25 protein-coding genes are annotated in these 22,538 nt (G+C 38.3%); 21 read left to right on the top strand and 4 right to left on the bottom strand.

Annotation, left to right across the window (positions count from 1 at the left end; translation table 11 throughout):
• The first annotated feature begins 93 nt into the window (after positions 1-93).
• From GL301_RS09610 to GL301_RS09595, 4 genes are all read left to right on the top strand, one after another.
• Positions 94-1,446 carry a trypsin-like peptidase domain-containing protein gene (locus GL301_RS09610; protein WP_003734430.1) on the top strand — a complete coding sequence of 451 codons (1,353 nt, stop codon included), beginning with the start codon at positions 94-96 and terminating at the stop codon, positions 1,444-1,446.
• Between the two features lie 136 nt (positions 1,447-1,582).
• A complete protein-coding gene (locus tag GL301_RS09605) occupies positions 1,583-2,206 on the top strand; it encodes a DedA family protein (RefSeq protein ID WP_070298247.1) in 624 nt (207 codons plus the stop codon).
• Between the two features lie 93 nt (positions 2,207-2,299).
• Positions 2,300-3,283 carry an aromatic acid exporter family protein gene (locus tag GL301_RS09600; protein WP_003725823.1) on the top strand — a complete coding sequence of 328 codons (984 nt, stop codon included), beginning with the start codon at positions 2,300-2,302 and terminating at the stop codon, positions 3,281-3,283.
• Between the two features lie 3 nt (positions 3,284-3,286).
• Positions 3,287-3,664 carry a VOC family protein gene (locus GL301_RS09595; protein WP_003725822.1) on the top strand — a complete coding sequence of 126 codons (378 nt, stop codon included), beginning with the start codon at positions 3,287-3,289 and terminating at the stop codon, positions 3,662-3,664.
• Positions 3,665-3,713: 49 nt separating this feature from the next.
• Here GL301_RS09595 and ppdK read toward each other — a convergent pair whose 3' ends face one another.
• The 4 genes from ppdK to trhA all read right to left on the bottom strand — a co-directional run bounded on the left by ppdK (position 3,714) and on the right by trhA (position 8,568).
• The gene (gene ppdK / locus GL301_RS09590) at positions 3,714-6,353 is read right to left on the bottom strand and encodes a pyruvate, phosphate dikinase (RefSeq protein WP_070298248.1); all 2,640 of its coding nucleotides are present in this window, start codon (positions 6,351-6,353) and stop codon (positions 3,714-3,716) included.
• Between the two features lie 18 nt (positions 6,354-6,371).
• On the bottom strand, positions 6,372-7,184 hold the full coding sequence (locus GL301_RS09585) for a pyruvate, water dikinase regulatory protein (protein WP_003725820.1): 813 nt from the start codon (positions 7,182-7,184) through the stop codon (positions 6,372-6,374).
• A 12-nt stretch (positions 7,185-7,196) separates the two neighbouring features.
• Positions 7,197-7,814 (bottom strand): transcriptional regulator CcpN, encoded by a 618-nt coding sequence (locus GL301_RS09580; protein ID WP_003725819.1) that lies wholly within the window; start codon positions 7,812-7,814, stop codon positions 7,197-7,199.
• Between the two features lie 121 nt (positions 7,815-7,935).
• The gene (trhA, locus tag GL301_RS09575; protein WP_003723418.1) at positions 7,936-8,568 is read right to left on the bottom strand and encodes a PAQR family membrane homeostasis protein TrhA; all 633 of its coding nucleotides are present in this window, start codon (positions 8,566-8,568) and stop codon (positions 7,936-7,938) included.
• A 178-nt stretch (positions 8,569-8,746) separates the two neighbouring features.
• On the opposite strand from trhA, the gene GL301_RS09570 reads away from it, so the two are divergent.
• From GL301_RS09570 to GL301_RS09490, 17 genes are all read left to right on the top strand, one after another.
• Positions 8,747-9,586, top strand: a complete 840-nt coding sequence (locus GL301_RS09570; protein ID WP_003730834.1) for a DegV family protein — start codon at positions 8,747-8,749, stop codon at positions 9,584-9,586.
• Positions 9,587-9,600: 14 nt separating this feature from the next.
• The gene (locus tag GL301_RS09565; RefSeq protein WP_003728280.1) at positions 9,601-10,386 is read left to right on the top strand and encodes an SGNH/GDSL hydrolase family protein; all 786 of its coding nucleotides are present in this window, start codon (positions 9,601-9,603) and stop codon (positions 10,384-10,386) included.
• Between the two features lie 15 nt (positions 10,387-10,401).
• Positions 10,402-11,016: a YpmS family protein gene (locus GL301_RS09560; RefSeq protein ID WP_003728281.1), complete on the top strand. Its 615-nt coding sequence runs from the start codon at positions 10,402-10,404 to the stop codon at positions 11,014-11,016.
• Between the two features lie 35 nt (positions 11,017-11,051).
• Positions 11,052-11,585: a peptide-methionine (S)-S-oxide reductase MsrA gene (gene msrA, locus GL301_RS09555; RefSeq protein ID WP_003728282.1), complete on the top strand. Its 534-nt coding sequence runs from the start codon at positions 11,052-11,054 to the stop codon at positions 11,583-11,585.
• Between the two features lie 6 nt (positions 11,586-11,591).
• A complete protein-coding gene (gene msrB / locus GL301_RS09550) occupies positions 11,592-12,029 on the top strand; it encodes a peptide-methionine (R)-S-oxide reductase MsrB (RefSeq protein WP_003725815.1) in 438 nt (145 codons plus the stop codon).
• An 82-nt stretch (positions 12,030-12,111) separates the two neighbouring features.
• Positions 12,112-13,017: a Gfo/Idh/MocA family protein gene (locus GL301_RS09545; protein ID WP_003725814.1), complete on the top strand. Its 906-nt coding sequence runs from the start codon at positions 12,112-12,114 to the stop codon at positions 13,015-13,017.
• Between the two features lie 62 nt (positions 13,018-13,079).
• Positions 13,080-13,313, top strand: coding sequence for a YozE family protein (locus GL301_RS09540; RefSeq protein WP_003720177.1), 234 nt, complete (start codon positions 13,080-13,082; stop codon positions 13,311-13,313).
• Between the two features lie 11 nt (positions 13,314-13,324).
• Positions 13,325-14,026, top strand: coding sequence for a purine-nucleoside phosphorylase (gene deoD, locus GL301_RS09535; protein ID WP_003723411.1), 702 nt, complete (start codon positions 13,325-13,327; stop codon positions 14,024-14,026).
• 57 nt (positions 14,027-14,083) lie between these two features.
• Positions 14,084-14,908: a M15 family metallopeptidase gene (locus GL301_RS09530; protein ID WP_003730835.1), complete on the top strand. Its 825-nt coding sequence runs from the start codon at positions 14,084-14,086 to the stop codon at positions 14,906-14,908.
• Positions 14,909-15,030: 122 nt separating this feature from the next.
• Positions 15,031-15,324, top strand: a complete 294-nt coding sequence (csoR, locus tag GL301_RS09525) for a copper-sensing transcriptional repressor CsoR (RefSeq protein ID WP_003723408.1) — start codon at positions 15,031-15,033, stop codon at positions 15,322-15,324.
• Between the two features lie 14 nt (positions 15,325-15,338).
• The gene (locus tag GL301_RS09520; RefSeq protein ID WP_003730836.1) at positions 15,339-17,552 is read left to right on the top strand and encodes a heavy metal translocating P-type ATPase; all 2,214 of its coding nucleotides are present in this window, start codon (positions 15,339-15,341) and stop codon (positions 17,550-17,552) included.
• Between the two features lie 12 nt (positions 17,553-17,564).
• Positions 17,565-17,771: a copper chaperone CopZ gene (gene copZ / locus GL301_RS09515; protein WP_003725809.1), complete on the top strand. Its 207-nt coding sequence runs from the start codon at positions 17,565-17,567 to the stop codon at positions 17,769-17,771.
• Positions 17,772-17,925: 154 nt separating this feature from the next.
• Positions 17,926-19,416, top strand: a complete 1,491-nt coding sequence (locus tag GL301_RS09510) for a lmo1851 family serine protease (protein ID WP_003728284.1) — start codon at positions 17,926-17,928, stop codon at positions 19,414-19,416.
• A gap of 36 nt (positions 19,417-19,452) precedes the next feature.
• On the top strand, positions 19,453-19,869 hold the full coding sequence (locus GL301_RS09505; RefSeq protein WP_003725807.1) for a MarR family winged helix-turn-helix transcriptional regulator: 417 nt from the start codon (positions 19,453-19,455) through the stop codon (positions 19,867-19,869).
• Between the two features lie 159 nt (positions 19,870-20,028).
• On the top strand, positions 20,029-20,751 hold the full coding sequence (locus GL301_RS09500; protein ID WP_003725806.1) for a metal ABC transporter ATP-binding protein: 723 nt from the start codon (positions 20,029-20,031) through the stop codon (positions 20,749-20,751).
• 3 nt (positions 20,752-20,754) lie between these two features.
• Positions 20,755-21,597, top strand: coding sequence for a metal ABC transporter permease (locus GL301_RS09495; RefSeq protein ID WP_010958959.1), 843 nt, complete (start codon positions 20,755-20,757; stop codon positions 21,595-21,597).
• Entirely contained in the window at positions 21,594-22,526 is a 933-nt protein-coding gene (locus tag GL301_RS09490) for a metal ABC transporter substrate-binding protein (protein WP_003726605.1), read from the top strand. The genes GL301_RS09495 and GL301_RS09490 overlap by 4 nt, the downstream gene beginning before the upstream one ends.
• Positions 22,527-22,538: the final 12 nt, after the last annotated feature.

Below are 22,538 nucleotides of genomic sequence, written 5' to 3'. Positions count from 1 at the left end.
GTTTTAAACTAATTTAAGTTTCAACAATGCGATACAATCAAGTGATTTTTTTATATATTTATTTGCTAATAGACAAAAAAAGGAGATGCAACTATGAAAAAGCTTAGAATATTTACTTTGATGCTTGCTTTTGCTCTATTTTTATTAGGTGGAGGAATTGTTGCACAAGCAGCAGAGGAAGCCCCAATCGATGAAAAGATAGTTGGGGAAACGGTAACAAATGACGGAGAAGAGTTTATAGTCGATGAGATTAGTGATTTAGAAGATGTTAATTCAACAACGGGGACGTTAGATACATCTGATGAAGTTGAGGTTGATTTATCAGGATTAACTATTGAAAATGAGGAAGCCGTTCTAACCCCAGGTTTAAAAACGATTTTTGGCGGAGATGGTAGAAAACTTGTAACAAATACAACTCAATATCCATATTCAACGAGCGCTTACCTTGTAATGGAATTTCCAAATGGAAAAACTTATATAGGTAGTGGACAATTGATTGGTGAAGATTCTGTACTTACAGCCGCTCATTGTTTATATGGTAAAAAAGATGGTGGATGGGCAAAAAAAGTGACTGTATATCCTGGATATAATGGCACGAAAGCTCCTTTTGGAACAGCAAAAGCAAGAAAAATGTATGTTCCAAAAGAATGGACAAAAAAAGAACCTTCTACAGAAGATTATGGTGTTATTAAATTAGATAAAAATATTGGGACAAAAACTGGAACAATGGGGTTAACAACTAATACATCTGGTGCAATTACTATTAGTGGTTATCATGGTGACAAAAAAGGGAAATTGTACACTCAAACTGGAAATATCTCTCAAGTCACTGCAAATAATGTTTTTTATAGATTAGATACAACAGGTGGTAGTAGTGGTAGTGGTGTTTATAATTCTAAAAAACAGATTTTAGCAGTAAACGCATATGAATATTTAAATGGTACCGGGGACAACTTTGGTACAAGAATAACAAAAGAAAAACTAAATAATATTTATACTTGGGCGTTTGACAATAATCTTTCTGTAAGCAAACAAAAAGGGATAAATTACGAGCTCCACGTCCAAAGTAAGGGATGGATGGGAAACGTTGCTAATAGTATGACTTCGGGCACAGTTGGCCTTGGCTTACGAGCAGAAGCAATGAAAATTAGTTTATCAGGGATGCCGTATTCTGGAGATATTCAATATCGCTCACATGTACAAGGTAGTGGATGGCAAGGTTGGTTGAAAAATGGGGAAATTTCTGGAACTCGTGGACAGTCAAAACGTCTGGAAGCTTTCCAAGTGAAATTAACTGGAAATATGGCTAAAAATTATAGTGTGCAGTATAGAGCGCATGTCCAAAATAAAGGTTGGCAAAGTTGGGTTAAAGATGGAGCAACAGCAGGAACAACAGGAGAAAGTTTAAGAATAGAAGCTGTACAAATGCGACTAGTTGCAAAATAAATTTAAAAGAATTTGGTGTGTAAAATGCCAAATTCTTTTTCTTTTACCAAATTGATTGAAAAAGTAGAGCTAGTATAGTAGAATTGAAAAGCAAGCACTTACTTTAAAAGGGAAATAAAGTACAGGAGTGTGTTTTTTGGAAACTTGGATTACAAGTATTATGGCTGATTTTGGCTATATAGGTATTTTTGTTTTGATTATGGTTGAAAACTTGTTTCCACCTATTCCCTCTGAGATTATCTTAACTTTTGGTGGATTTATGACGACAGTTACATCATTGAATGTCGTGATGGTGATTATTGTAGCAACACTAGGTTCTATTGTGGGCGCAATTTTACTGTATAAAGTCGCTTCTTATTTTGGTAAAGAACGACTCACGAAAATTGTATTAAAATACGGCCGGATTTTGCGGCTGAAGGAATCTGATATTGAACGCGCAGAAAGTTTCTTTTTGAAATATGGAAGTTGGGCTGTATTTTTATGTCGGATGATTCCACTAATACGAAGCCTGATTTCGATTCCAGCTGGGATGACCAAGATGAAAATGTCGAGGTTTCTAATTTTGACGACCGCGGGAAGCTTACTTTGGAATACAGTTTTAATTGGACTTGGAGCTGTGCTTGGGGAGTCATGGAATGAAATTGTTGTTTTTATGGATAGCTTTTCAACAATAATTTATAGCGTCATTGCGATACTTGTTGTGGTCGGTTTAGGATACTTTTTCCGAGCACGTTTCAAAAAAACACTAGATGAAGAATAATGTAGGACCTTGAGGAATGATCTTCAAGGTTTTTCTTTTGCGATTTTCGCTTTCGTGCTATGATAGGTTGGACATAGAAAGGGGAGTGGACATATGCGGATTGGAATGCGAACGGTGAAAACCGCGATTGCAGCGACACTGGCGATAATTTTGGCGGAATGGCTACACTTGGAATATGCAGTTTCGGCAGGGATTATCGCAATTTTAAGTGTACAAAATACGAAAAAAGGGTCTTTACAACTAGCGATTCAGCGGGTTTATTCGACCGTTTTGGCACTATCTATTGCTGCCGTATTTTTCATGCTCATTGGTTATAACGCGGTGAGTTTTGGACTTTATTTACTGATTTTTATTCCGCTTGCTGTAAGACTGCATGTTGCTGACGGAATTGTTGTGAGCTCGGTACTCGTATCGCATATTTTACTCGAACAATCATTATCCTTTTTCTGGTTTAAAAATGAACTGTTACTTATGGCAGTTGGCGCTGGCATAGCGATTATTTTAAATTTATATATGCCAAAAATGGAAGACGAATTAAAACGCAGCCAACAAAAAATAGAAGCAATTATGCGGCAAATTTTGACGGAAATGACGCAAGGGCTTCGGAATCAGTCGGAGTATCATGATGAGTTTGGCTTATTAAATCAATTAAAGGGTACATTAGACTATGCACAGGAAAAAGCAGCAAGAAATTTAGACAATCAGTTTTTTGCTTCTTCCCACTATTATTCGCAGTACGTCGATATGCGGCTTGTGCAATATCGAATTTTAACACAGATGAAACGGCATTTAGTCGCGTTTGATCATTCTTCTGAGCAAAGTATGGCGCTGGCAGAAATTACAGAAAAAACAGCACAGACGTTAGATGAGCATAATACAGCAGAGGATTTAGTGGCGGAAATTACTAAGATGGTGCATGAGTTTCGAAGTAGTAAGCTCCCAGAGACACGAGCAGAATTTGAAAATAGAGCGATTTTATTCCAATTTATGAATGATTTGCGCTATTTATTAGAAATGAAGCGTGACTTTTATGCGGAGTTTGGACTAAAAGAAAAAGAAATGACGAGGGGACGATGAACGATGGTTGAAAAAATTGGTCAAGTGATGTTATATGTAGAAAATCAAGCTGCAGTGAGAGATTTTTGGGTAGAAAAATTAGATTTTGTCGTAGTTTCAGAAGAAGTGGTAAATGGCGAAATTCAGTGGATTGAGATAGCGCCAACAAAAGGTGTAGAAACTACTTTTGTTCTTCAAAACAAAAAGAAAGTGGCGGAAATGAACCCAGAAATGAATCTTGGGACACCATCTATTTTACTATTTGGAAATAATGTCGCAGAACTTTATGAAGAATATAAAGATAAAGGCATTACGGTTGGTGATTTGGTCGATTTACCAATGGGCCGGGTGTTCAATTTTTCGGATAACGAAGGAAATTACTTTGCGATTTGTGAAAAATAATAGGAGAAAAAGCCAGATGACAGTCTATTTGATTGTCATCTGGCTTTTTTTAGATAGTTGGAACTAATTGTTTCTCAGCTAATGCTGCTTGAGCTGCTGCAAGGCGGGCAATGGGAACGCGGTACGGGGAACAAGAAACATAGCTAAGTCCTAATTGATGGAAGAACTGGATAGATTCCGGATCGCCACCATGTTCGCCGCAAACCCCCATTTTTAAATGTTCCGAAGTCATTCGTCCACGTGTAACTGCCATTTCAACTAGTGCGCCGACACCATTTTTATCAATCGAAACAAATGGATCTTTAGGTAAAATATCTTTTTCATAATAATCGGCTAGGAACTTGGTCGCATCATCACGTGAAAAACCATAAGTGAGCTGTGTTAAATCATTGGTTCCAAAGCTAAAGAACGCTGCTTCCTCGGCGATTTCGTCTGCAGTTACACACGCTCGCGGAATTTCAATCATTGTTCCGATATCATAGGGAATCACCACTTGTTCTCTATCAAAAATAGCTTGGACTGCTTGTTGCAGTTCTTTTTTTATATAGCTAAGTTCGTTTTTCGTAGCGATGAGTGGAATCATGATTTCCGGGTGAACATCTATTCCTTCATTATGAACGATAATTGCACTTTCGATAATTGCTTCCGCCTGCATCCGGTAAATTTCTGGGAACGTAATAGCAAGCCGGCAACCACGATGTCCGAGCATGGGATTGGCTTCTCTTAGTCCGTTGATTCGGTTTGTAATTTGAGGAACGGTTCGATTCATCGCGCCAGCCAATTGTTCTATTTCTTGCTTCATTGTTGGTAAAAATTCATGTAAAGGTGGATCAAGCAAGCGAATGTTTACCGAACGACCGTCTGCAATACGGAATAATTCATTGAAATCGGCTTTTTGCATTTCTTTTAAAATTGCTAAAACAGATTCGCGCTCGTTTAATGATTCTGCTAAAATCATTTGGCGTACATAAGGAATTCGTTTTTCATCAAAAAACATATGCTCGGTACGGCAAAGACCAATACCTTCCGCACCAAATAAAAGCGCTTTTTTAAAGTCTGCTGGGGTATCTGCATTTACTCGAATCATTAATCTTTTCTCCGCATCAGCCCAGGCCATCAGCTCGTCAAAATGACCACCAATTTTCGCTTCTCTGAGGGCAATTTCTCCAAGGTAAACTTTGCCGGAACTACCATCAAGGGAGAGCGCATCACCTTCATGCAGTGTGTCGCCAGTAGGAAGAATGATCGTTTTATCTTTTTCATTAATAGTAAGTTCGGCACATCCAGCGATACAGCATTTTCCCATTCCGCGGGCAACGACGGCAGCGTGAGAAGTCATACCACCATGAGCGGTTAAAATAGCGTTACTCCGTGCCATGCCTTCGATATCCTCAGGAGAAGTCTCATTACGAACTAAAATGACAGGAATGCCACGTTCGGCTGCTTGGACAGCTTCTTTTGCTTCAAAGAAAATTTGCCCCGTTGCAGCACCAGGGCTTGCAGGTAAACCAGTTGCGATGACTTGACCATTTTTAAGAGCGCTTTCAAGAAAAGTTGGATGAAGTAATTGGTTTAGTTGTTTTGTTTCCACACGCATAATGGCTTCTTGACGAGTGATTTTTCCTTCATGGACAAAATCAATGGCCGCTTGAATAGCTGCTTTGGCTGTTCGCTTGCCACTTCTAGTTTGTAAGACATAGAGTTTGCCTTTTTCGATGGTAAATTCAATATCTTGCATGTCTAAATAATGATTTTCGAGAAGTTCACAAGTCTGGAGGAGTTCCTTGTAAACAGTGGGCATTCTTTCTTCCAGCGCACTTATCGGCTCAGGGGTGCGAATTCCTGCAACCACATCTTCACCTTGCGCATTCAGTAAAAATTCCCCGAACACCTTCTTTTCACCGGTGGAAGGATTGCGGGTAAAGGTAATGCCAGTTCCACTCGTTTCTCCAGTGTTTCCAAAAACCATCGCTTGAATATTAACGGCTGTACCAAAACTTGCATCAATATCATGTAATCTGCGGTAAATAACAGCGCGAGGATTCATCCAGGAATCAAAAACAGCGATTATCGCAAGCCGCAGTTGTTCCAGTGGATCTTGTGGAAAGTCTATACCAGTTGCTTGGCTAAAAATTAGTTTGTAAGCATCGATGAGATTGCTTAAATCAGTCGCAGTTAATTCTGTATCTAAGCGGTAGTTGTTTGCTTTTTTGATGCGACTAAGAGCCTGTTCAAATTGGTAGCTTGGAATTTCAAAAACAACGTCACCGAACATTTGAATAAAACGGCGGTATGAATCATAAGCCGAACGAGCATCACCAGTTAAGTTGGCGAGCCCTTCTGCGGCTTGGTCATTTAAACCGAGATTGAGCACGGTATCCATCATACCGGGCATCGAAAAAGGGGCACCCGAACGAACGGAAACGAGTAGAGGGTTTTCTGCAAATCCGAAAATTTTCCCGGTTTGTTTTTCCAGTTCTGCTAAATGAATTTTTACTTCTTCAAATATAGCTTCGGAAAGGTTTTTATTGTTTGCCGTGTAATCGTTACAGGCATCGGTCGAGATAATAAAACCAGGAGGCACAGGCAAACCGATATTCGTCATTTCGGCCAAATTAGCACCTTTTCCTCCTAAAATATTTTTCATTTCTTTAGAACCTTCACTGAACTGATAGACAAATTTTCTCACATTATTCACCTCTTCAAATTAGTGGTAACTCGTGATAATTTCCGTGATTAGGGCAGCGGTTTCCTCAATGGCTTTATCTTCTACATGAATGACTTGGCAGCCAAGCTTTTTGAATGTGTCATAACCATATTCTAGTTCCTCTAAAATGCGTTTTTCACTGGAATAACTGCTTGCTTCGTCTAAACCAATGGATTTTAAACGGACTTTGCGAATTTGTGCTAGTTTTTCTGGGGTGGTTGTAAGGCCGATAATACGTTCCGCTGGGATTTGGAAAAGTTCGGCTGGAATCGGAATTTCGGGAACAAGTGGTACATTAGCAACTTTCCAATTTTGATTGGCAAGAAAGCTACTCAGAGGGGTTTTGCTCGTTCTTGATACCCCAACAAGAACAATATCTGCATCTAATAGGCCACGTGGATCTTTACAATCATCATATTTTACTGCAAATTCAATGGCAGCAATACGATCAAAATAATTGCTATCAAGACGACGCATATTTCCTGGGTCTTGTTTAGATTTTAAGCCAGTTTTTGCTTCGACCGCAGCGGTTAGTGTATGTAACAAATCTACGTTTGGAATATTGTTTTGCACACAAAAATTAGTGGCATACTCAGCTAACTTAGCTTGTACGAGCGTTTGAACGACGATACCATCTGCCGCTTTGGCTTCTTCTAACGTTTCAAGTAAAGCGCTCTCATCACGAATAAAAGCATGGCGGCGAATGTCCGCAGGCTTATTAAGCGAAAACTGAGCTGTTACCGCGCGAATAATATGTTGAGCAGTTTCTCCGATAGCATCTGAAATAACGTATATAATAACCGGATTTTCCATATTTTCCTCCTACTAAACCTTTTTAATTGTATCTACAAATAGCGCAGTAATACGGGTTTTTGAAATTTTTCCGACGACTTTGGTGTTTTCTAGAACAGGAAGCGAATCGATTTGGTGGAATACGAGTTGTTCTGCGGCATGTAACACAGTGTCGTTTTTCGTAACGGTAACGAGGTTTGGCATCCGCGTCATAATTGTCGCAATCGGCGTCGCTTTTGTATCTGCATCAGCAAGGGCGCCTTTTAGCAAGTCTTTTCTAGAGACAAGCCCAACCAAAAGATCCTCATCAACGACGTATAAACTACCAATATCTTCCATAAAGAGCATAACAATCGCATCATACACACTCGTTTCTTTTTTTGCGAAAAATGGTTGTGTCATAATATCGGCTACTTTTAACTGACGAATTTCATCAAAGTGAATTGGATTCGTTTCTAAACCAGAGTAAAAGTAACCAACTTTTGGACGAGCATCTAAAATGCCAGTCATGGTTAAAATTGACAAGTCAGCTCGAATGGTGGCTCGTGTTAGTTTTAAATGCGCAGCGATAGAGTCACCTGTAGCAGGCTCATTCGCGCGAACATAGGCAACAATTTGATGTTGTCTAGGAGAAAGTTCGATGGGAATCACATCCTTTTATTGTGTTATGCTAATCATTATATAGTATGACATAATTAAAAACAAGTCTCAATTGTGACATACTATATAAAAAGACCTTCTCGCATTGGAGAAGGTCTTTGCATTGCGTTATTTAAACATAAAATAAAATACAGAAATACATAAAAGCGGTTCCCGCGATAACAAATAAATGCCAAATCGCGTGCATATACGGGACACGAGGGATACTGTAAAAAACAGCACCTACTGTAAACATAATCCCACCAGTTGCAAGTAACCAAAACCCAGTTGGAGTCAGCCCGGCATAAAGCGGTTTAATGGCAAACATAACCATCCAACCCATAAGTAAGTAAACACTTGTCGACAAAAGTTTTAATTTGCCAGTCATGAATATCTTATAAATAATCCCAGCAATTGCGAGGCCCCAAATGACACCAAATAGTGTCCAGCCGAGTGTCCCTTGAATCGTAATCAAAACAAATGGCGTATAACTGCCAGCAATTAATACATAAATCGCTGCGTGGTCCATAATGTTAAAAACCGTCCGCGCCTTGCAAGGTTTAAAACTATGAAGCAGGGTGGAACAAATATAAAGCAACATGAGGGAAATTCCATAAATTAAAAAACTTGTTAAATAAAGAGGATTATCTTTTCCGGCGGCGAATATTATAAGTAAGACGAGCGCGGGAATACTAAGGATAAACCCAATACCATGCGTTATAGCATTGGCTACTTCTTCTTTCCAATTGTAAGAAGTGACATTCATTTTATCACCATACTTTTCTACAAATTTTGTGTGTTTTATATATCTATCATACGCTAAAAAATACAGAATAGAAAGACAAATACCATTTCTTTCTCTTTTCTTAAAACTAGTTTATAGGTTGTGTATACTGCCGGGGATGTTATAATAAGATAAAATAAGCAAAACTGGATGTGGCTATATGAGAAAAATAAAAATTATCACAGATTCAACTGCTGGACTAACATTAGAAGAAGCAGCAAAATGGAATATTGATGTTTTATATTTAACCGTAGAAATTGATGGGCAAATATACAACCCTAAAACAGACATTACACCAGAAGAATTTATGGTACGAATGGCAGAAACAAAAGAATTACCAAAATCTTCTCAACCTGCGATTGGTTCTTTTGTGGAAGCATACGAAAAATATACGGCTGAAGGCTATGAAATTCTTTCTATCCACTTAACTGAAAAACTAAGTGGTACTGTCAATGCGGCTCGCCAAGCAGCTGATATGGTAGAAGGAAATATTACGGTTGTAGACTGCGATTATACAGCTCGTGGGCAAGCATTCCAAGTACTAAAAGCTGCTGAAATGGCTCAGTCGGGCGATTATTCTGTAGAGGAAATTCACGCAAAAATTAATGATATTCGTGACAAAACAAAACTTTATATCGTTGTCGTAACACTCGATAATTTAATTAAAGGTGGACGTGTTGGACGGATGCAAGGCTTCTTCGGTAGTCTTTTAAATATCAAATTAATTGCCAAATTAACTGACGGACAATTGGAAGAAGAAACGAAAGTCCGCAGCAACAAAAAAGTATTACAATATTGCCTAAACCTAATTAAAGATGAACCGAAAAATATTCAGCATCTAGACGTTGTTCATGCGGATGGGCTTAATCTGGCGGATGATTTCATCGCTGAATCAAAAGAAATAACCGGTTTAACAGAAATTCCACTATTTTTTGCAGACCCAGTTATCTCCACACATGCTGGAACTGGTGCGTTTGCATTTATGTACTATACTGACTAAGTGAGTGATTGCATATGACAAAGAAAAAATGGCTGTGGCTTACAGGGAGCGTGCTTGTTATCGCACTTCTTGTTGGCGCAGTTTTTGGTATCAAGTATTATAAAGAATCAAAAGAAATTCCGATTAATCTCGTTGCCATGGGTGATTCATTAACAGAAGGTGTTGGTGATGAAAACAAAGAGGGCGGATATGTCGGCATTATCCCTAAAGAACTAGAAGAAGAATCAAACATTCCAAGCGTAAAAACGAGTAATTACGGGGTATCTGGAAACAAAATAACCCAACTCGAAAAACGTTTAAAAACAAACAAAGACTTCCAAGAAGATGTCAAAAATGCGAATGTAATAACAATCACCATTGGCGGAAATGATGTCATGGCTATTTTGCAATCTCGTCTGTTAAATGTAAATGTAGATGATTTTACAAAAGCAAACAAAGAATTCCAACAAGAGTTAGAGACACTTCTAAAAGACATTCGGTCCTATAACAAAGATGCAGCGATATTTTTAATGGGTATTTACAATCCATATACAACTTATTTCAGCGATATCAAACAATTTGACGAGATTATCTCTGATTGGAATAAAGCTTCCAAGAAAACTATCCAGCAAGATAGCAATGCTTATTTTGTACCTATTGCAAAAGTTTTAGAAGATCGAAATGCAGATAATAAAGATAAACCTAATTCGCTACTGTCAGATGATTATTTCCATCCTAATCATAGAGGATATGAGAAGATGACATCGGAATTAGACAAAGCCATCGTAAAACAATTAAACGAAGGCAATATTCCCAAATAGAAAGGTGTTAAAATCGTGCAGAGAGAAACACGATCGGCTCCAAAAAAACCAAAACGTAATTATTGGAAATGGGTATGTATCACATTAATTAGTGTACTTCTAATTTCTGCTGGCTGGATTTATGTAGCAGTATTCAAACTCAGCCCGCAAGATGAACCCTCGCCATCCCTTATTAGCAATAAATCAATGGTTGAATTTCAAACGAGTACAACAAAAGCTGACTTAAACCAATTGATTAGTTCTTATATAGAAGATTTTAGCAAAGATCAAGATATCGGTTATAAAGTTTTCGTCGCAAATAATGTTAATTTTACTGCCGAAGCTGAAATTTTTGGTGAACCAGTCGAACTACGCTTGAAATTCTCACCGGAAGTTGTCGATAATGGCAATGTTGAGTTGACGCTTAAAGATATGTCCGTTGGCGCTTTGCCACTGCCCGTGTCTTACGTAATGAACTATGTAAGCAAAAACTATAAATTCCCTGATTGGGTGACAATTATGCCTAAAAAGGAAAAAATCTACCTTTCCCTAGATAAACTAAAACTGCAAGGCGGCACAAAAGTACGTGCTGATACGCTAAATTTGAAGAAAGATGACATTTCGTTTACACTTTTAGTACCAGTTAAGTAATTTGGCTGGCTGAATCCTAGTTAGGGGGCATTTTTATGACAAAAGAATCACTTGAAAAAGCAACATTTGCTGGAGGATGCTTTTGGTGTATGGTAAAACCTTTTGACACGCAACCAGGAATTGAAAAAGTTATTTCAGGTTATACGGGTGGTCATACGGTTAATCCAACCTATAAAGAAGTTTGCAGCGGGACAACAGGACATACAGAAGCAATCCAAATCACATTTGATCCGGCAGTTTTTCCATATGAGAAATTAGTCGAAGTATATTGGCAACAAACTGATCCGACTGATGCGGCAGGCCAATTTGTTGACCGTGGTGATTCGTATCGACCAGTTATTTTTTACCACAATGAAGAGCAAAAAGAAATTGCTGAAAAATCAAAAGCAGCCCTTGATGCGAGTGGTAGATTTAAAAAGCCGATTGTCACAGAAATTGCCAAAGCAGAAACATTTTATCCTGCTGAAGAATATCATCAAGATTTTTACAAGAAAGAAAAAGCGCACTATGAGGGATATCAAGTTGCTTCAGGTCGTGCTGCATTCATAGATGCCAACTGGAAAGGGTGAAATCAAATGGATGAAAGTAAAAAGAACGAGCGCCTTCAACAACTAACAGATATACAATATAATGTGACCCAAAAAGCGGGTACCGAACGCCCATTTCAAAATGAATTTTATGATAATGAGGCAAAAGGCATTTATGTAGATATCGTTTCAGGAAAGCCACTTTTTTCATCCAATGATCAGTACGATGCTGGCTGTGGTTGGCCGAGCTTTACTAAGCCTATTGATGAAGCAGAAGTTATTGAACATCGAGATTTGACCCATGGTATGATTCGGACGGAAGTGAAATCTGCTGATGCTGATTCCCATTTAGGGCATGTTTTTCCAGATGGACCACAAGATAAGGGTGGACTTCGCTACTGCATTAACTCCGCAGCGCTCAGATTCATACCTGTGGATAAGTTAGAAGAAGAAGGCTACCAAGCATATAAGAAAATCTTTGAATAAACACATGATGCCAGAAAATGAAATGCGTAGAATAATATCGCGAAATCATTCTCTGGCATTGTTGTGATAAGGAGCGATACACATGTTAAAAATAGCGGTAGTAGGGCTTGGCGGCATTGCACAAAAAGCATATTTGCCAGTTTTTGCTGAAATGGAAAATATCGAGGTACATCTTTACACGAGGGATGCGCAGAAATTAAAGCATTTAAGTGAGAAATATCGTTTTGATCATTATCATCAAAGTATTCATTCTATGATTGAGTCTGGCGTGAATGCAGCGTTTGTTCATTCATCTACAGCAAGCCACCCAGAAGTAATCCGGACTTTTCTAGCAAATCATATTCCAGTTTATGTGGATAAACCAATTGCCGACAATTTATCCGAAGTAGAAGAATTAACACGCCTAGCTGAAGAACAAAATACGTTACTTATGACTGGCTTTAATCGCCGTTACGCGCCAAAATATCAAGAATTAAAAGCCTTAACAGATACCAACATGATTATTATGCAAAAAAATCGCGCGGCGCAACCGGGTGAGGCTCGTACATTTATTTATGACGATTTTATTCATGTCATTGATACCGTGCGTTTTTTACTAGATGCCCAAATAGAACAGTTACATGTCGTTCCGGTATGGCAAGAGAACCTTCTAGCAAGTATAACGGTACAAATTACAGCGGGAGGTAAAGTGGCAACGGCGATTATGAACCGAGATAGCGGCGTGAACGAAGAACGATTAGCAGTGATGACCCCGAGCGCCAAATATGAAGTAGAAAATGTTACGGAAACGCATATTTATGAAGGGACAACAGAGCGGTTTGAGCGTTTTGGAGATTGGGAAACGACGCTTTACAAAAGAGGTTTTGTATCTATCATCCAAGCCTTCTTAACGGCCGTGCGAAATGGGGAAAAAGCACCAATTTCCAAAGAAGATGCCTTAGAAACACATCGACTTGCAGAAGAAATTCTACGTAAAATCGAAAATTAACTTTATTTTTTTCAGGAAATCAACTATAGTTAAAGCATAAAAAGAGCGGAGTGTGTTGTACGTTGGGAAGATCATTTTATCATTTTTTAATGACATATCGGGACCCGAAGCTAACAGATCAGAAAACGGAATTTGCCAACAATGCATACCGAGATCATAGTTTTCCAAAGCAAACAAGAAACTACCATATTCTTTGTGATTATCTGGAGTTTAATGCGCCGTATTTACCGGGAATGTCTATTTTTGATGAACTTTGGGATGCTTATTTGCTAGATGAAGAGAAAAACAAACACTAGGAGGAAAAAAGATGAGCGTACATATCGAAGCAAAACAAGGGGAAATTGCAGAAACTATTTTATTACCAGGAGATCCATTGAGAGCAAAATATATTGCGGAAACATTTTTGGAAGATGTCGTTTTATTCAACCAAGTGCGAGGCATGTTAGGATTTACTGGTACATACAAAGGCGAAAAAGTTTCTGTTATGGGAACTGGTATGGGAATTCCATCTATTTCGATTTATGTAAATGAATTAATTCAAAGCTATGATGTGAAAAACTTGATTCGCGTTGGTACTATGGGCGGCATTCAAGCAGATGTAAAAGTACGTGATGTTGTCATTGCACAAGCGGCATCAACGGATTCGCAAATTAATCGCAATACTTTTGCTGGCGTAGATTTTGCACCAGTAGCTGATTTTTCTCTTCTAAAAAAAGCGTATGATGCAGGTATCGAAAAAGGATTATCGCTTAAAGTTGGGAATGTTTTTTCTGCAGACCGTTTTTATAATGATCAACTAGACAAACAACAATTAGCAGACTATGGTGTGCTTGGAATTGAAATGGAAGCAGCGGCACTTTATACGTTAGCACAAAAATATGGTCGTCGTGCTTTAGCTATTTTAACTGTAAGTGACCATATTTTCACTGGGGAAGAAACATCCGCGGAAGAGCGCCAAACTACTTTCAATGATATGATTGTTGTAGCACTTGAAGCAGCAATAAAATAATTTTAATTACTAACTTAGAATTAGACTTAATGTATACAGGAAGGTTGATAAACAGATATGAGTTCTTTATTAACAATTGCTTTAGCTGTTAGCATCAGTTGTGTCCACACAGTGGAAGATCAATATTTTGGTGGCACAAATGCTGATTCCATCGCTAAAGTGGAGCAAAAATCGTCAGGCAATCAAACACTTTCGGAATTAGAAAAAGATCCACTTTATCCATACATTGATAAACAAAATAAATTAACAGAAAAAGATGGTATAAAGTATATTGAAAATGAGGAAAATATGTTGGTTTTAGCTAACAAAGATTATTCATTGCAACCAACATATACCCCCCCTGACTTGGTTCGTCCAAATGTTACATTCTCTTTTGGCAGCCAACAAGTCGAAAAAGCACAGCTAAGAAAAGAAGCAGCAACTGCATTAGAAGAAATGTTCGTAGCTGCGAACAAAGATGGTAAGAAACTATTCGCCGTATCTGGTTATCGATCGTACAAACGCCAGCAAGAAGTCTTCCAAGCAGAAGTAAATGCGAAAGGTGACCAAAAAGCGAGAGAAGCAGTAGCGTATCCAGGTACTAGCGAACATCAAACTGGTTTAGCGATGGATATCTCATCAGAAAACCAATCATATGAACTCACAGAAGCATTCGGAACAACTCCTGAAGGCAAATGGTTGCAAGAAAATGCCCACAATTATGGTTTTATCTTGCGTTATATGAAAGGGCGAGAAGCTATCACGAAGTATCAATATGAATCTTGGCATTATCGTTATGTTGGTAAGGATGCGGCAACGATTATTTACGAAAACAACTGGACTTTAGAAGAATTTTTTGAACATGTTAAGGCACTTCAAAAGAAAGTAGATGCCGCGAAATAACAAGATTTTGAGCCATAAACAAGCATTTGTTTATGGCTTTTTTTGTTCTCAGAAATTAAATGGTTGCATAAAATACCTATAGGGGGTATACTGTTAATTGTAGAAACAAAGGAGGAGAAAAAATGAAACACGATCAACCAATTGTTCCACGCAAAGAAGATGAAACGAAATTACTTCAAAATCGTTTGCGACGTATCGAAGGCCAAATCCGCGGTATCGCTCAAATGGTCGAGGATGATAGATATTGTACAGACATTTTAGTTCAAATTTCAGCAGCGAATAAAGCGCTCAAAAATGTTGGTTTACAAGTACTAGAACATCATACAGCACACTGTGTTGTAGATGCAGCAAAAAATGGGGAAGATGACGTAATGGAGGACTTACTTAAAGCAATACGTCAATTTTCGAAAACCTGAGGGGGGTATATACGATGAGTGATAAATATGTAAGACAAGATTTAAACATTTTTGGAATGACTTGTGCGGCCTGTTCCACGAGAATTGAAAAATCGTTAAATAAAGCAGATGGTGTAGAAAAAGCGAATGTCAACTTAGTAACGGAAAATGCAGCCGTATATTATGACCCGGAAGTTACATCGACAGAAGATTTGATTAAAGTTGTTAAACATGCGGGTTATGACGCGGCGGAAAAAATGTCTAAAGAAGAAAAAGATGCTGTGTTAGAAAAGAATTTCAAAAAAGAAGTGAGACGTTTTATTCTTTCGGCGGTTCTTTCCTTACCATTACTTCTTACCATGGTGACACATATTCCGTACATTCATGAAATGGTGTTTGCGGAAACGATTGGTAACTGGATTAATCCAACCATCCAATTAGTACTCGCAACGATTGTTCAGTTTTATATTGGTTGGCGGTTTTATGATGGGGCTTATAAAGCGCTTCGAGGTAAAAGTGCAAATATGGATGTATTAGTCGCACTTGGGACTTCTGCTGCATATTTCTATAGTGTAGTGGAATACATTCGTCACATGATTGATCCGAGCGTGATGCCGCATTACTACTTTGAAACAAGTGCTGTGTTAATCACCTTAATCTTGTTAGGTAAATTACTTGAATCATACGCAACATCGAGAACAACCGAATCTATTGCTGGTTTACTTGAATTACAAGCAAAAGAAGCGACCGTTATTCGAGAAGGAAAAGAATGGTTAGTGCCAGTAGATTCATTGAAAATTGGCGATATTATCCTTGTTCGTCCGGGTGAAAAAGTTCCGATGGATGCCGAAATTATTTCTGGTGAAACGAGTATTGATGAAGCGATGATTACTGGGGAACCTGTACCAGTAGAGAAGAAACCAGGCGATTCTGTTATTGGCGCAACGATTAACTTTGACGGGGCTTTCCAAGCAAAAATTACGAAACGAATGGAAGAAACCGTTTTAGAATCCATTATTCGTTTGGTGGAAGAAGCGCAAGGTATTAAAGCGCCAATTCAACGTTTGGCAGATAGAATTTCCGGCATATTTGTACCAATTGTACTTGGGATTGCTGCTGTAACCTTTATTATTTGGTATCTTGTTACTGGAACGGTGGATGGTTCACTTGAAGCTGCGATTGCGGTATTAGTTATCGCCTGTCCCTGTGCGCTTGGTCTTGCAACGCCAACCGCTATCATGGCTGGAACTGGTAAAGGCGCCGAAAGTGGGATATTATTTAAAGGTGGCGAACATTTAGAACGTACTTCCAAAGTGGATACTATCGTTTTTGACAAAACTGGTACTTTAACAGAAGGTAAACTAGAAGTGAGTGATAAAAAAGCAGCCAATGATCACTTTTTCCCTTATTTATTCTTAATGGAACAACAATCAGAGCATCCGATTGCGAAAGCGATTATTAAGATGTTAGAGCCAGAGAATATAGATGCTTCCGCAGTGAAACAAGGGAAAATCCGCGCGAAAGCTGGGCACGGCATGACCGGTAATCTGGATGATAGTAAAGTGGAACTAGGTGCTTACCGCTATGTTTCTTCCCTTACAACGATTCCAAAAGAAGATGATGAATTAATCGAAAGTTGGATGCATGCAGGAAAAACAGTCGTAGCAATGGCAATTGATGGTGTATACGCAGGTGCCCTCGCTTTATCTGACACACCACGACCAGAAGCAAAAGAAGCCATCCAAAAACTAAAAGCACAAGGTATTAAAACAGCAATTTGTTCTGGGGACCAATCTGTTGTCGTAGAAAATATGGCTAAAGATTTAGGTATTGATATGTTCTTTGCCGAACAACTACCAAATGATAAGAGCGCCTTAGTCGAGAAATTACAGCAAGACGGTCATATCGTTGCATTCGTTGGTGATGGCATTAATGATGCTCCAGCTCTTGCGGCAAGTGATATTGGGATTAGTATCGGTACTGGAACTGACATTGCGATTGAAACAGGAGATGTAACACTTGTAAGTCATCGTTTAACACTCATTCCAGAAACAATCGAACTTTCCAAAGCAACCATGCGAAACATCCGTCAAAACTTTTTCTGGGCGCTAGCATATAACTGTGCGGGTATTCCAATTGCGGCACTAGGCTTACTTGCCCCTTGGGTAGCAGGACTTGCGATGGCATTTAGTTCCGTTTCTGTTGTCACAAACGCACTTCGCTTAAAAAGATATAAATTTAAATCATAGGAGGAATTTAACATGGAAAAATTAACATTAAATGTAGAAGGTATGACTTGTTCTCACTGCGAGGCTCGCGTAACAAAAGCTTTATCAGAAGTTAATGGCGTGAAAAGTGCAGTAGTATCACTTGATGAAGGAACAGCTACTGTTGAGTTTGAAAAAGGACAAGTGACAGAAGATGCGTTAATTGATGCTGTGGAAGAAGCAGGTTATGAAGTAGCTTAATTTAAAAGCGAAAAGGAGGATTCTGTCCAGAATCCTCCTTTTTTGTGTAGCATGAAAAAAAGATACCAAAATGAATGGAAAACTGGTAAAATAAATGAGTTAAATAAAATGTGCTATTACTAGCCACATTTTACATAGAAAGTGGTGAAGAAAGATGGAAGAATCCCCACAAAACGAACCAAATAACGTGGAGAAAGACGAAGAACAAAAAGCAAAACCCGGCAATGGTTATATAAAAATGAAGTTATTCCCATTTATAATGCTACTATTCGCTTTTGTTTTTGTGACGGCATTAGTGACTACAATCGTAATGTCTTTAGGGGATGACAAGCAAGTAAAAGTGAGCATTCCAGAACGAAAAGAATTTACCAAGCTCTACGATGTATACGACGAAATTACAAGCAAATATTATAAAGATACAAAATCTACAACGATGATAGATGGAGCAATAAATGGTATGGTCAATTCATTAGATGATCCATATTCCACATTTATGTCGAAAAAAGAATCTTCAGAGTTTAACGATACAATTTCTGCTAGTTTTGAAGGTATTGGTGCTGAGATTCAAGAAAAAGATGGGGCTATTGTAATAGTTTCGCCAATCAAAAACTCTCCAGCCGAAAAAGCTGGTTTACGGCCACAAGATATTATTACACAAGTAGATGGGAAGTCTGTTAAAGGCGATACAGCAACAGAAGCAACACAAAAAATCCGTGGTGAAAAAGGCACCAAAGTAACCCTGACCATTCAACGTTCCAACGAAGATAAACCATTTGATGTCACGATTACTCGTGATGAAATTCCAATCGAAACGGTGTACAAAGAAATGGGCAGTGACAAAATTGCGCACGTCACCATTAGTACATTTTCAGAAACAACCTATGATGAGCTTGAAAAGGCATTGAAATCCCTTGAAAAAGATGGCATGAAGGGCCTTGTTCTTGACCTGCGAGGAAATCCTGGTGGGTTACTTGATCAAGCAGTTTCGATTTCTAGCCTCTTTGTTCCCGATGGCAAAATTGTTGTACAAGAGCAGGACAAAGACGGTGATAAATCAGCCATTAAAGCGGATAGTAGCTCACATGGAGATTATAAAGTAAAAGTACCAACAACTATGTTAATAGATGGTGGTAGTGCAAGTGCTTCAGAAATCCTTGCTGCTGCAGCAAAAGAATCTGGTGGCATTAAACTTGTCGGCACGAAATCATTTGGTAAAGGTACGGTCCAAACGGCAACAACTTTATCTGATGACTCCACGCTTAAATTAACTGTCGCAAAATGGTTAACACCTAATAGCGAATGGATTCATGAAAAAGGTATTACGCCAGATGTAGTTGTGAACATGCCAGATTATGCAACTATGACTATCCCGTCTTCCACCAAAGTCTACAAAAATGGCGATTTCGGTGATGATGTTAAAACCATTGAAACATTGCTAAAAGCACTAGATTACAATGTTGGGAAAGTAGATGGCTTATACGATACAGACACAGAATATGCTGTTCAAAGATTCCAAGCAGCAAATAAATTAGATGTGACAGGAATTATGACAGGTGTAACAACCGATAAATTAGTCGAATTAACACAAAAACATCTAAAAGAAACAGATCCACAACTACAAAAAGCAAAAGCCTTGGTGAAGTAAACGTACGACTTTTTTGAAAAACTGGAGGTAGCGAAAATGGAAACATACTTAGAAATTGAAACATTGATTAAGCGGATTTTTAATAGTTTTCGTCATGAAGTAGAGGCAGTACTCGACAAAAGGTTAAGTGGTAGCGAGTATCGGGTCTTGAGCTTGATTTCAAGTGGACTTACGAAAACATCAGAATTAGCTAAAACGCTTGATGTTTCAGCCAGTCACATCACAGCCATTACGGATACTTTAGTCGAAGAAAAGTTTATTACACGACATCGTTCAGAAGTAGACCGCCGAATTATTGAACTGAAATTAACCCCAAATGCCGAGGAATTTGTCAAAGAAATTGATAAAAAGAAAAAAGAAATGATTGTAAAACGTTTTGCTGTTTTTTCTGAGTATGAACAAGCAGAATTCCGCAAACTGCTCAAAAAATTAGCAGACGGATCAATTAAATAATAATAGTGAAAATCCTGTAGTTTAATCGACTACGGGATTTTTTTGAACATTTTACTTTACAAGAAAAAGATTCTCCGTTATACTTTGAATTAAAGTTGCTCTAAGGAAACATTTTTAGTTATGTGTAAAACTTAGTCTTGTGGGAAAAGGGTGGTTTAGATGGAAATTCAAGGTTTAACAATAGCGTATAAACAAAAGGTGGCAATTGATAATGTCACACTTCAAATAGCATCAGGAAAACTAACGGGTATTGTCGGTCCAAATGGAGCAGGTAAATCAACCTTATTAAAAGGAATGATGGGACTAATTCCGCGTGAACAAGGGCAGGTCACATTGGCTGACAAACCACTTACATATTGGAGAAAGAAAATCGCATACGTACCGCAACGGAGTGAAGTAGATTTAACTTTCCCAATTACCGTTTTTGATATGGTGTTGCTCGGAACGTATCCAGCGCTCGGATTAATTAAGCGTCCTGGAAAAAAAGAGAAACAACTCGCATTAGATGCGTTAGAACAAGTAGAAATGACAGGCTTTATGAAAAGACAAATAGGAGAGCTATCTGGCGGCCAACTGCAACGTGTTTTTATCGCACGAGCACTTGCCCAACATGCGGAAATTTTCTTTTTAGATGAGCCATTTGCAGGTATTGATATGACGAGTGAAGCGCTGATTATGCGCCTGTTAAAAAAGCTAAGAGATAATGGGAAAACGATTGTCGTGGTCCATCATGATTTTCATAAAGTGGCTGCTTACTTCGACGATATCATTTTACTTAATAAGAAGTTAGTCGCGCACGGTCCAGTGGAGCAAACATTTACAGAAGAGAAAATTCAATTTGCTTACGGTGACGCACCGGTGGCATTTGCGACGGGGGTGTAATAGATGTTGTTTTTAGAAGGATTAATGCAGTATAGTTTTTTACAAAAGGCACTTATTACTTCTGTGACAGTTGGCATTGTTTCAGGTGTTATTGGTAGTTTTATTATTTTACGAGGTATGTCGCTTATGGGAGATGCGATTTCTCATGCGGTGTTACCAGGAGTAGCGATTTCTTATATGATGGGTATGAACTTCTTTATTGGTGCAGCTACATTTGGCATTGCAGCGGCACTTGGAATCGGTTTTGTTAATCAAAAAAGTCGGATAAAAAATGATACAGCGATTGGTATTGTGTTTAGCGCTTTTTTCGCACTAGGTATTATTTTAATATTCTTTGCGAAAAGTAGTACAGATTTGTATCATATTTTATTTGGAAATGTGCTTGCGGTGCGGAGTTCGGATATGTGGATGACGATTATTATTGCCATTATCGTGATTTCATTAGTAGCCCTATTTTACAAAGAGTTTCTAGTTAGTTCATTTGATCCAGTGATGGCAGAAGCATATGGTCTCAATGTGAAATTCTTGCATTACTTCTTGATGTTACTTTTAACACTTGTAACGGTTTCCGCTTTGCAAACGGTTGGAATCATTTTAGTTGTGGCGATGTTAATTACGCCAGCTGCAACAGCTTATCTGCTTACGAATAAATTATCCAAAATGATTGTTTTAGCTTCTACATTTGGAGCAGTGAGTGCGATTATCGGACTTTACTTTAGTTACATTTTCAACTTAGCATCTGGTGCGGCGATGGTTTTAGTTGCGACGATTATTTTCTTTATTGCCTTTTTATTCGCACCGAAACAAGGTTTGCTATTTTCTAAAAAAAGGGAGGTTATCGAATGAAAAAAATAATAGTTGTAGCTCTTTTCGCATTAGTAGTTGTGCTTGCGGGGTGTTCCAGTCAAAATAGCGATTCGAAAAAAACAGACGGCAAATTAAATGTCGTAGCCACCTATTCGATATTAGCAGATATTGTAAAAAATGTAGGCGGGGATAAAATTGAACTGCATAGTATTGTGCCTGTTGGCGTTGATCCACATGAATATGATCCCTTGCCAGCCAACATTCAAAGTGCTGCGGATGCTGATTTAATCTTTTACAATGGATTGAATTTGGAAACAGGGAATGGTTGGTTTGATCGTATGTTAGAAACGGCGGATAAATCAAGAGACGACAAGGAGCAAGTGGTGGAGTTAAGTAAAGGTGTAAAACCCAAATACTTAACGGAAAAAGGCAAGACGTCTGAAACAGATCCACATGCATGGCTTGATCTTCATAACGGAATTATCTATACTGAAAATGTTCGTGATGCACTTGTAAAAGCGGATCCAGACAATGCGGATTTTTATAAAGAGAATGCGAAAAAATATATCAACAAATTAGCTACTCTGGATAAAGAAGCAAAACAAAAATTTGCAGATTTGCCAGAAAATCAAAAAACATTAGTAACTAGCGAAGGTGCCTTTAAATATTTTGCAGCTCGCTACGGATTAAAAGCAGCATATATTTGGGAGATAAATACAGAAAGTCAAGGTACTCCAGACCAAATGAAACAAATTGTCGGTATCGTGGAAAAAGAAAAAGTGCCTAATTTATTTGTCGAAACAAGCGTAGATCCACGTAGTATGGAAAGTGTATCTAAAGAAACAGGCGTACCAATTTTCGCAAAAATCTTCACGGACTCCACTGCAAAAAAAGGTGAAGTGGGCGACACGTATTTAGAAATGATGCAATACAATTTAGATAAAATTCATGATGGTTTAGCCAAATAAAAAAAGACGCAG

The organism is Listeria sp. LM90SB2 (assembly GCF_028867355.1).
GTDB lineage: Bacteria > Bacillota > Bacilli > Lactobacillales > Listeriaceae > Listeria > Listeria monocytogenes_B.
The sequence above is the reverse complement of the archived record's forward strand: the minus strand, read 5'-3'. Positions and strand labels throughout refer to the sequence as shown.

What these genes read in the sequence shown, in the direction of transcription:
- GL301_RS09610 (WP_003734430.1), top strand. Translation starts at nt 94, where the DNA reads ATGAAAAAGCTTAGAATATTTACTTTGATGCTTGCTTTTGCTCTATTT.
- GL301_RS09600 (WP_003725823.1), top strand. Translation starts at nt 2,300, where the DNA reads ATGCGGATTGGAATGCGAACGGTGAAAACCGCGATTGCAGCGACACTG.
- GL301_RS09595 (WP_003725822.1), top strand. Translation starts at nt 3,287, where the DNA reads ATGGTTGAAAAAATTGGTCAAGTGATGTTATATGTAGAAAATCAAGCT.
- GL301_RS09585 (WP_003725820.1), bottom strand. Translation starts at nt 7,184, where the DNA reads ATGGAAAATCCGGTTATTATATACGTTATTTCAGATGCTATCGGAGAA.
- trhA (WP_003723418.1), bottom strand. Translation starts at nt 8,568, where the DNA reads ATGAATGTCACTTCTTACAATTGGAAAGAAGAAGTAGCCAATGCTATA.
- GL301_RS09570 (WP_003730834.1), top strand. Translation starts at nt 8,747, where the DNA reads ATGAGAAAAATAAAAATTATCACAGATTCAACTGCTGGACTAACATTA.
- GL301_RS09565 (WP_003728280.1), top strand. Translation starts at nt 9,601, where the DNA reads ATGACAAAGAAAAAATGGCTGTGGCTTACAGGGAGCGTGCTTGTTATC.
- msrA (WP_003728282.1), top strand. Translation starts at nt 11,052, where the DNA reads ATGACAAAAGAATCACTTGAAAAAGCAACATTTGCTGGAGGATGCTTT.
- msrB (WP_003725815.1), top strand. Translation starts at nt 11,592, where the DNA reads ATGGATGAAAGTAAAAAGAACGAGCGCCTTCAACAACTAACAGATATA.
- GL301_RS09545 (WP_003725814.1), top strand. Translation starts at nt 12,112, where the DNA reads ATGTTAAAAATAGCGGTAGTAGGGCTTGGCGGCATTGCACAAAAAGCA.
- deoD (WP_003723411.1), top strand. Translation starts at nt 13,325, where the DNA reads ATGAGCGTACATATCGAAGCAAAACAAGGGGAAATTGCAGAAACTATT.
- GL301_RS09530 (WP_003730835.1), top strand. Translation starts at nt 14,084, where the DNA reads ATGAGTTCTTTATTAACAATTGCTTTAGCTGTTAGCATCAGTTGTGTC.
- csoR (WP_003723408.1), top strand. Translation starts at nt 15,031, where the DNA reads ATGAAACACGATCAACCAATTGTTCCACGCAAAGAAGATGAAACGAAA.
- GL301_RS09520 (WP_003730836.1), top strand. Translation starts at nt 15,339, where the DNA reads ATGAGTGATAAATATGTAAGACAAGATTTAAACATTTTTGGAATGACT.
- copZ (WP_003725809.1), top strand. Translation starts at nt 17,565, where the DNA reads ATGGAAAAATTAACATTAAATGTAGAAGGTATGACTTGTTCTCACTGC.
- GL301_RS09510 (WP_003728284.1), top strand. Translation starts at nt 17,926, where the DNA reads ATGGAAGAATCCCCACAAAACGAACCAAATAACGTGGAGAAAGACGAA.
- GL301_RS09505 (WP_003725807.1), top strand. Translation starts at nt 19,453, where the DNA reads ATGGAAACATACTTAGAAATTGAAACATTGATTAAGCGGATTTTTAAT.
- GL301_RS09500 (WP_003725806.1), top strand. Translation starts at nt 20,029, where the DNA reads ATGGAAATTCAAGGTTTAACAATAGCGTATAAACAAAAGGTGGCAATT.
- GL301_RS09495 (WP_010958959.1), top strand. Translation starts at nt 20,755, where the DNA reads ATGTTGTTTTTAGAAGGATTAATGCAGTATAGTTTTTTACAAAAGGCA.
- GL301_RS09490 (WP_003726605.1), top strand. Translation starts at nt 21,594, where the DNA reads ATGAAAAAAATAATAGTTGTAGCTCTTTTCGCATTAGTAGTTGTGCTT.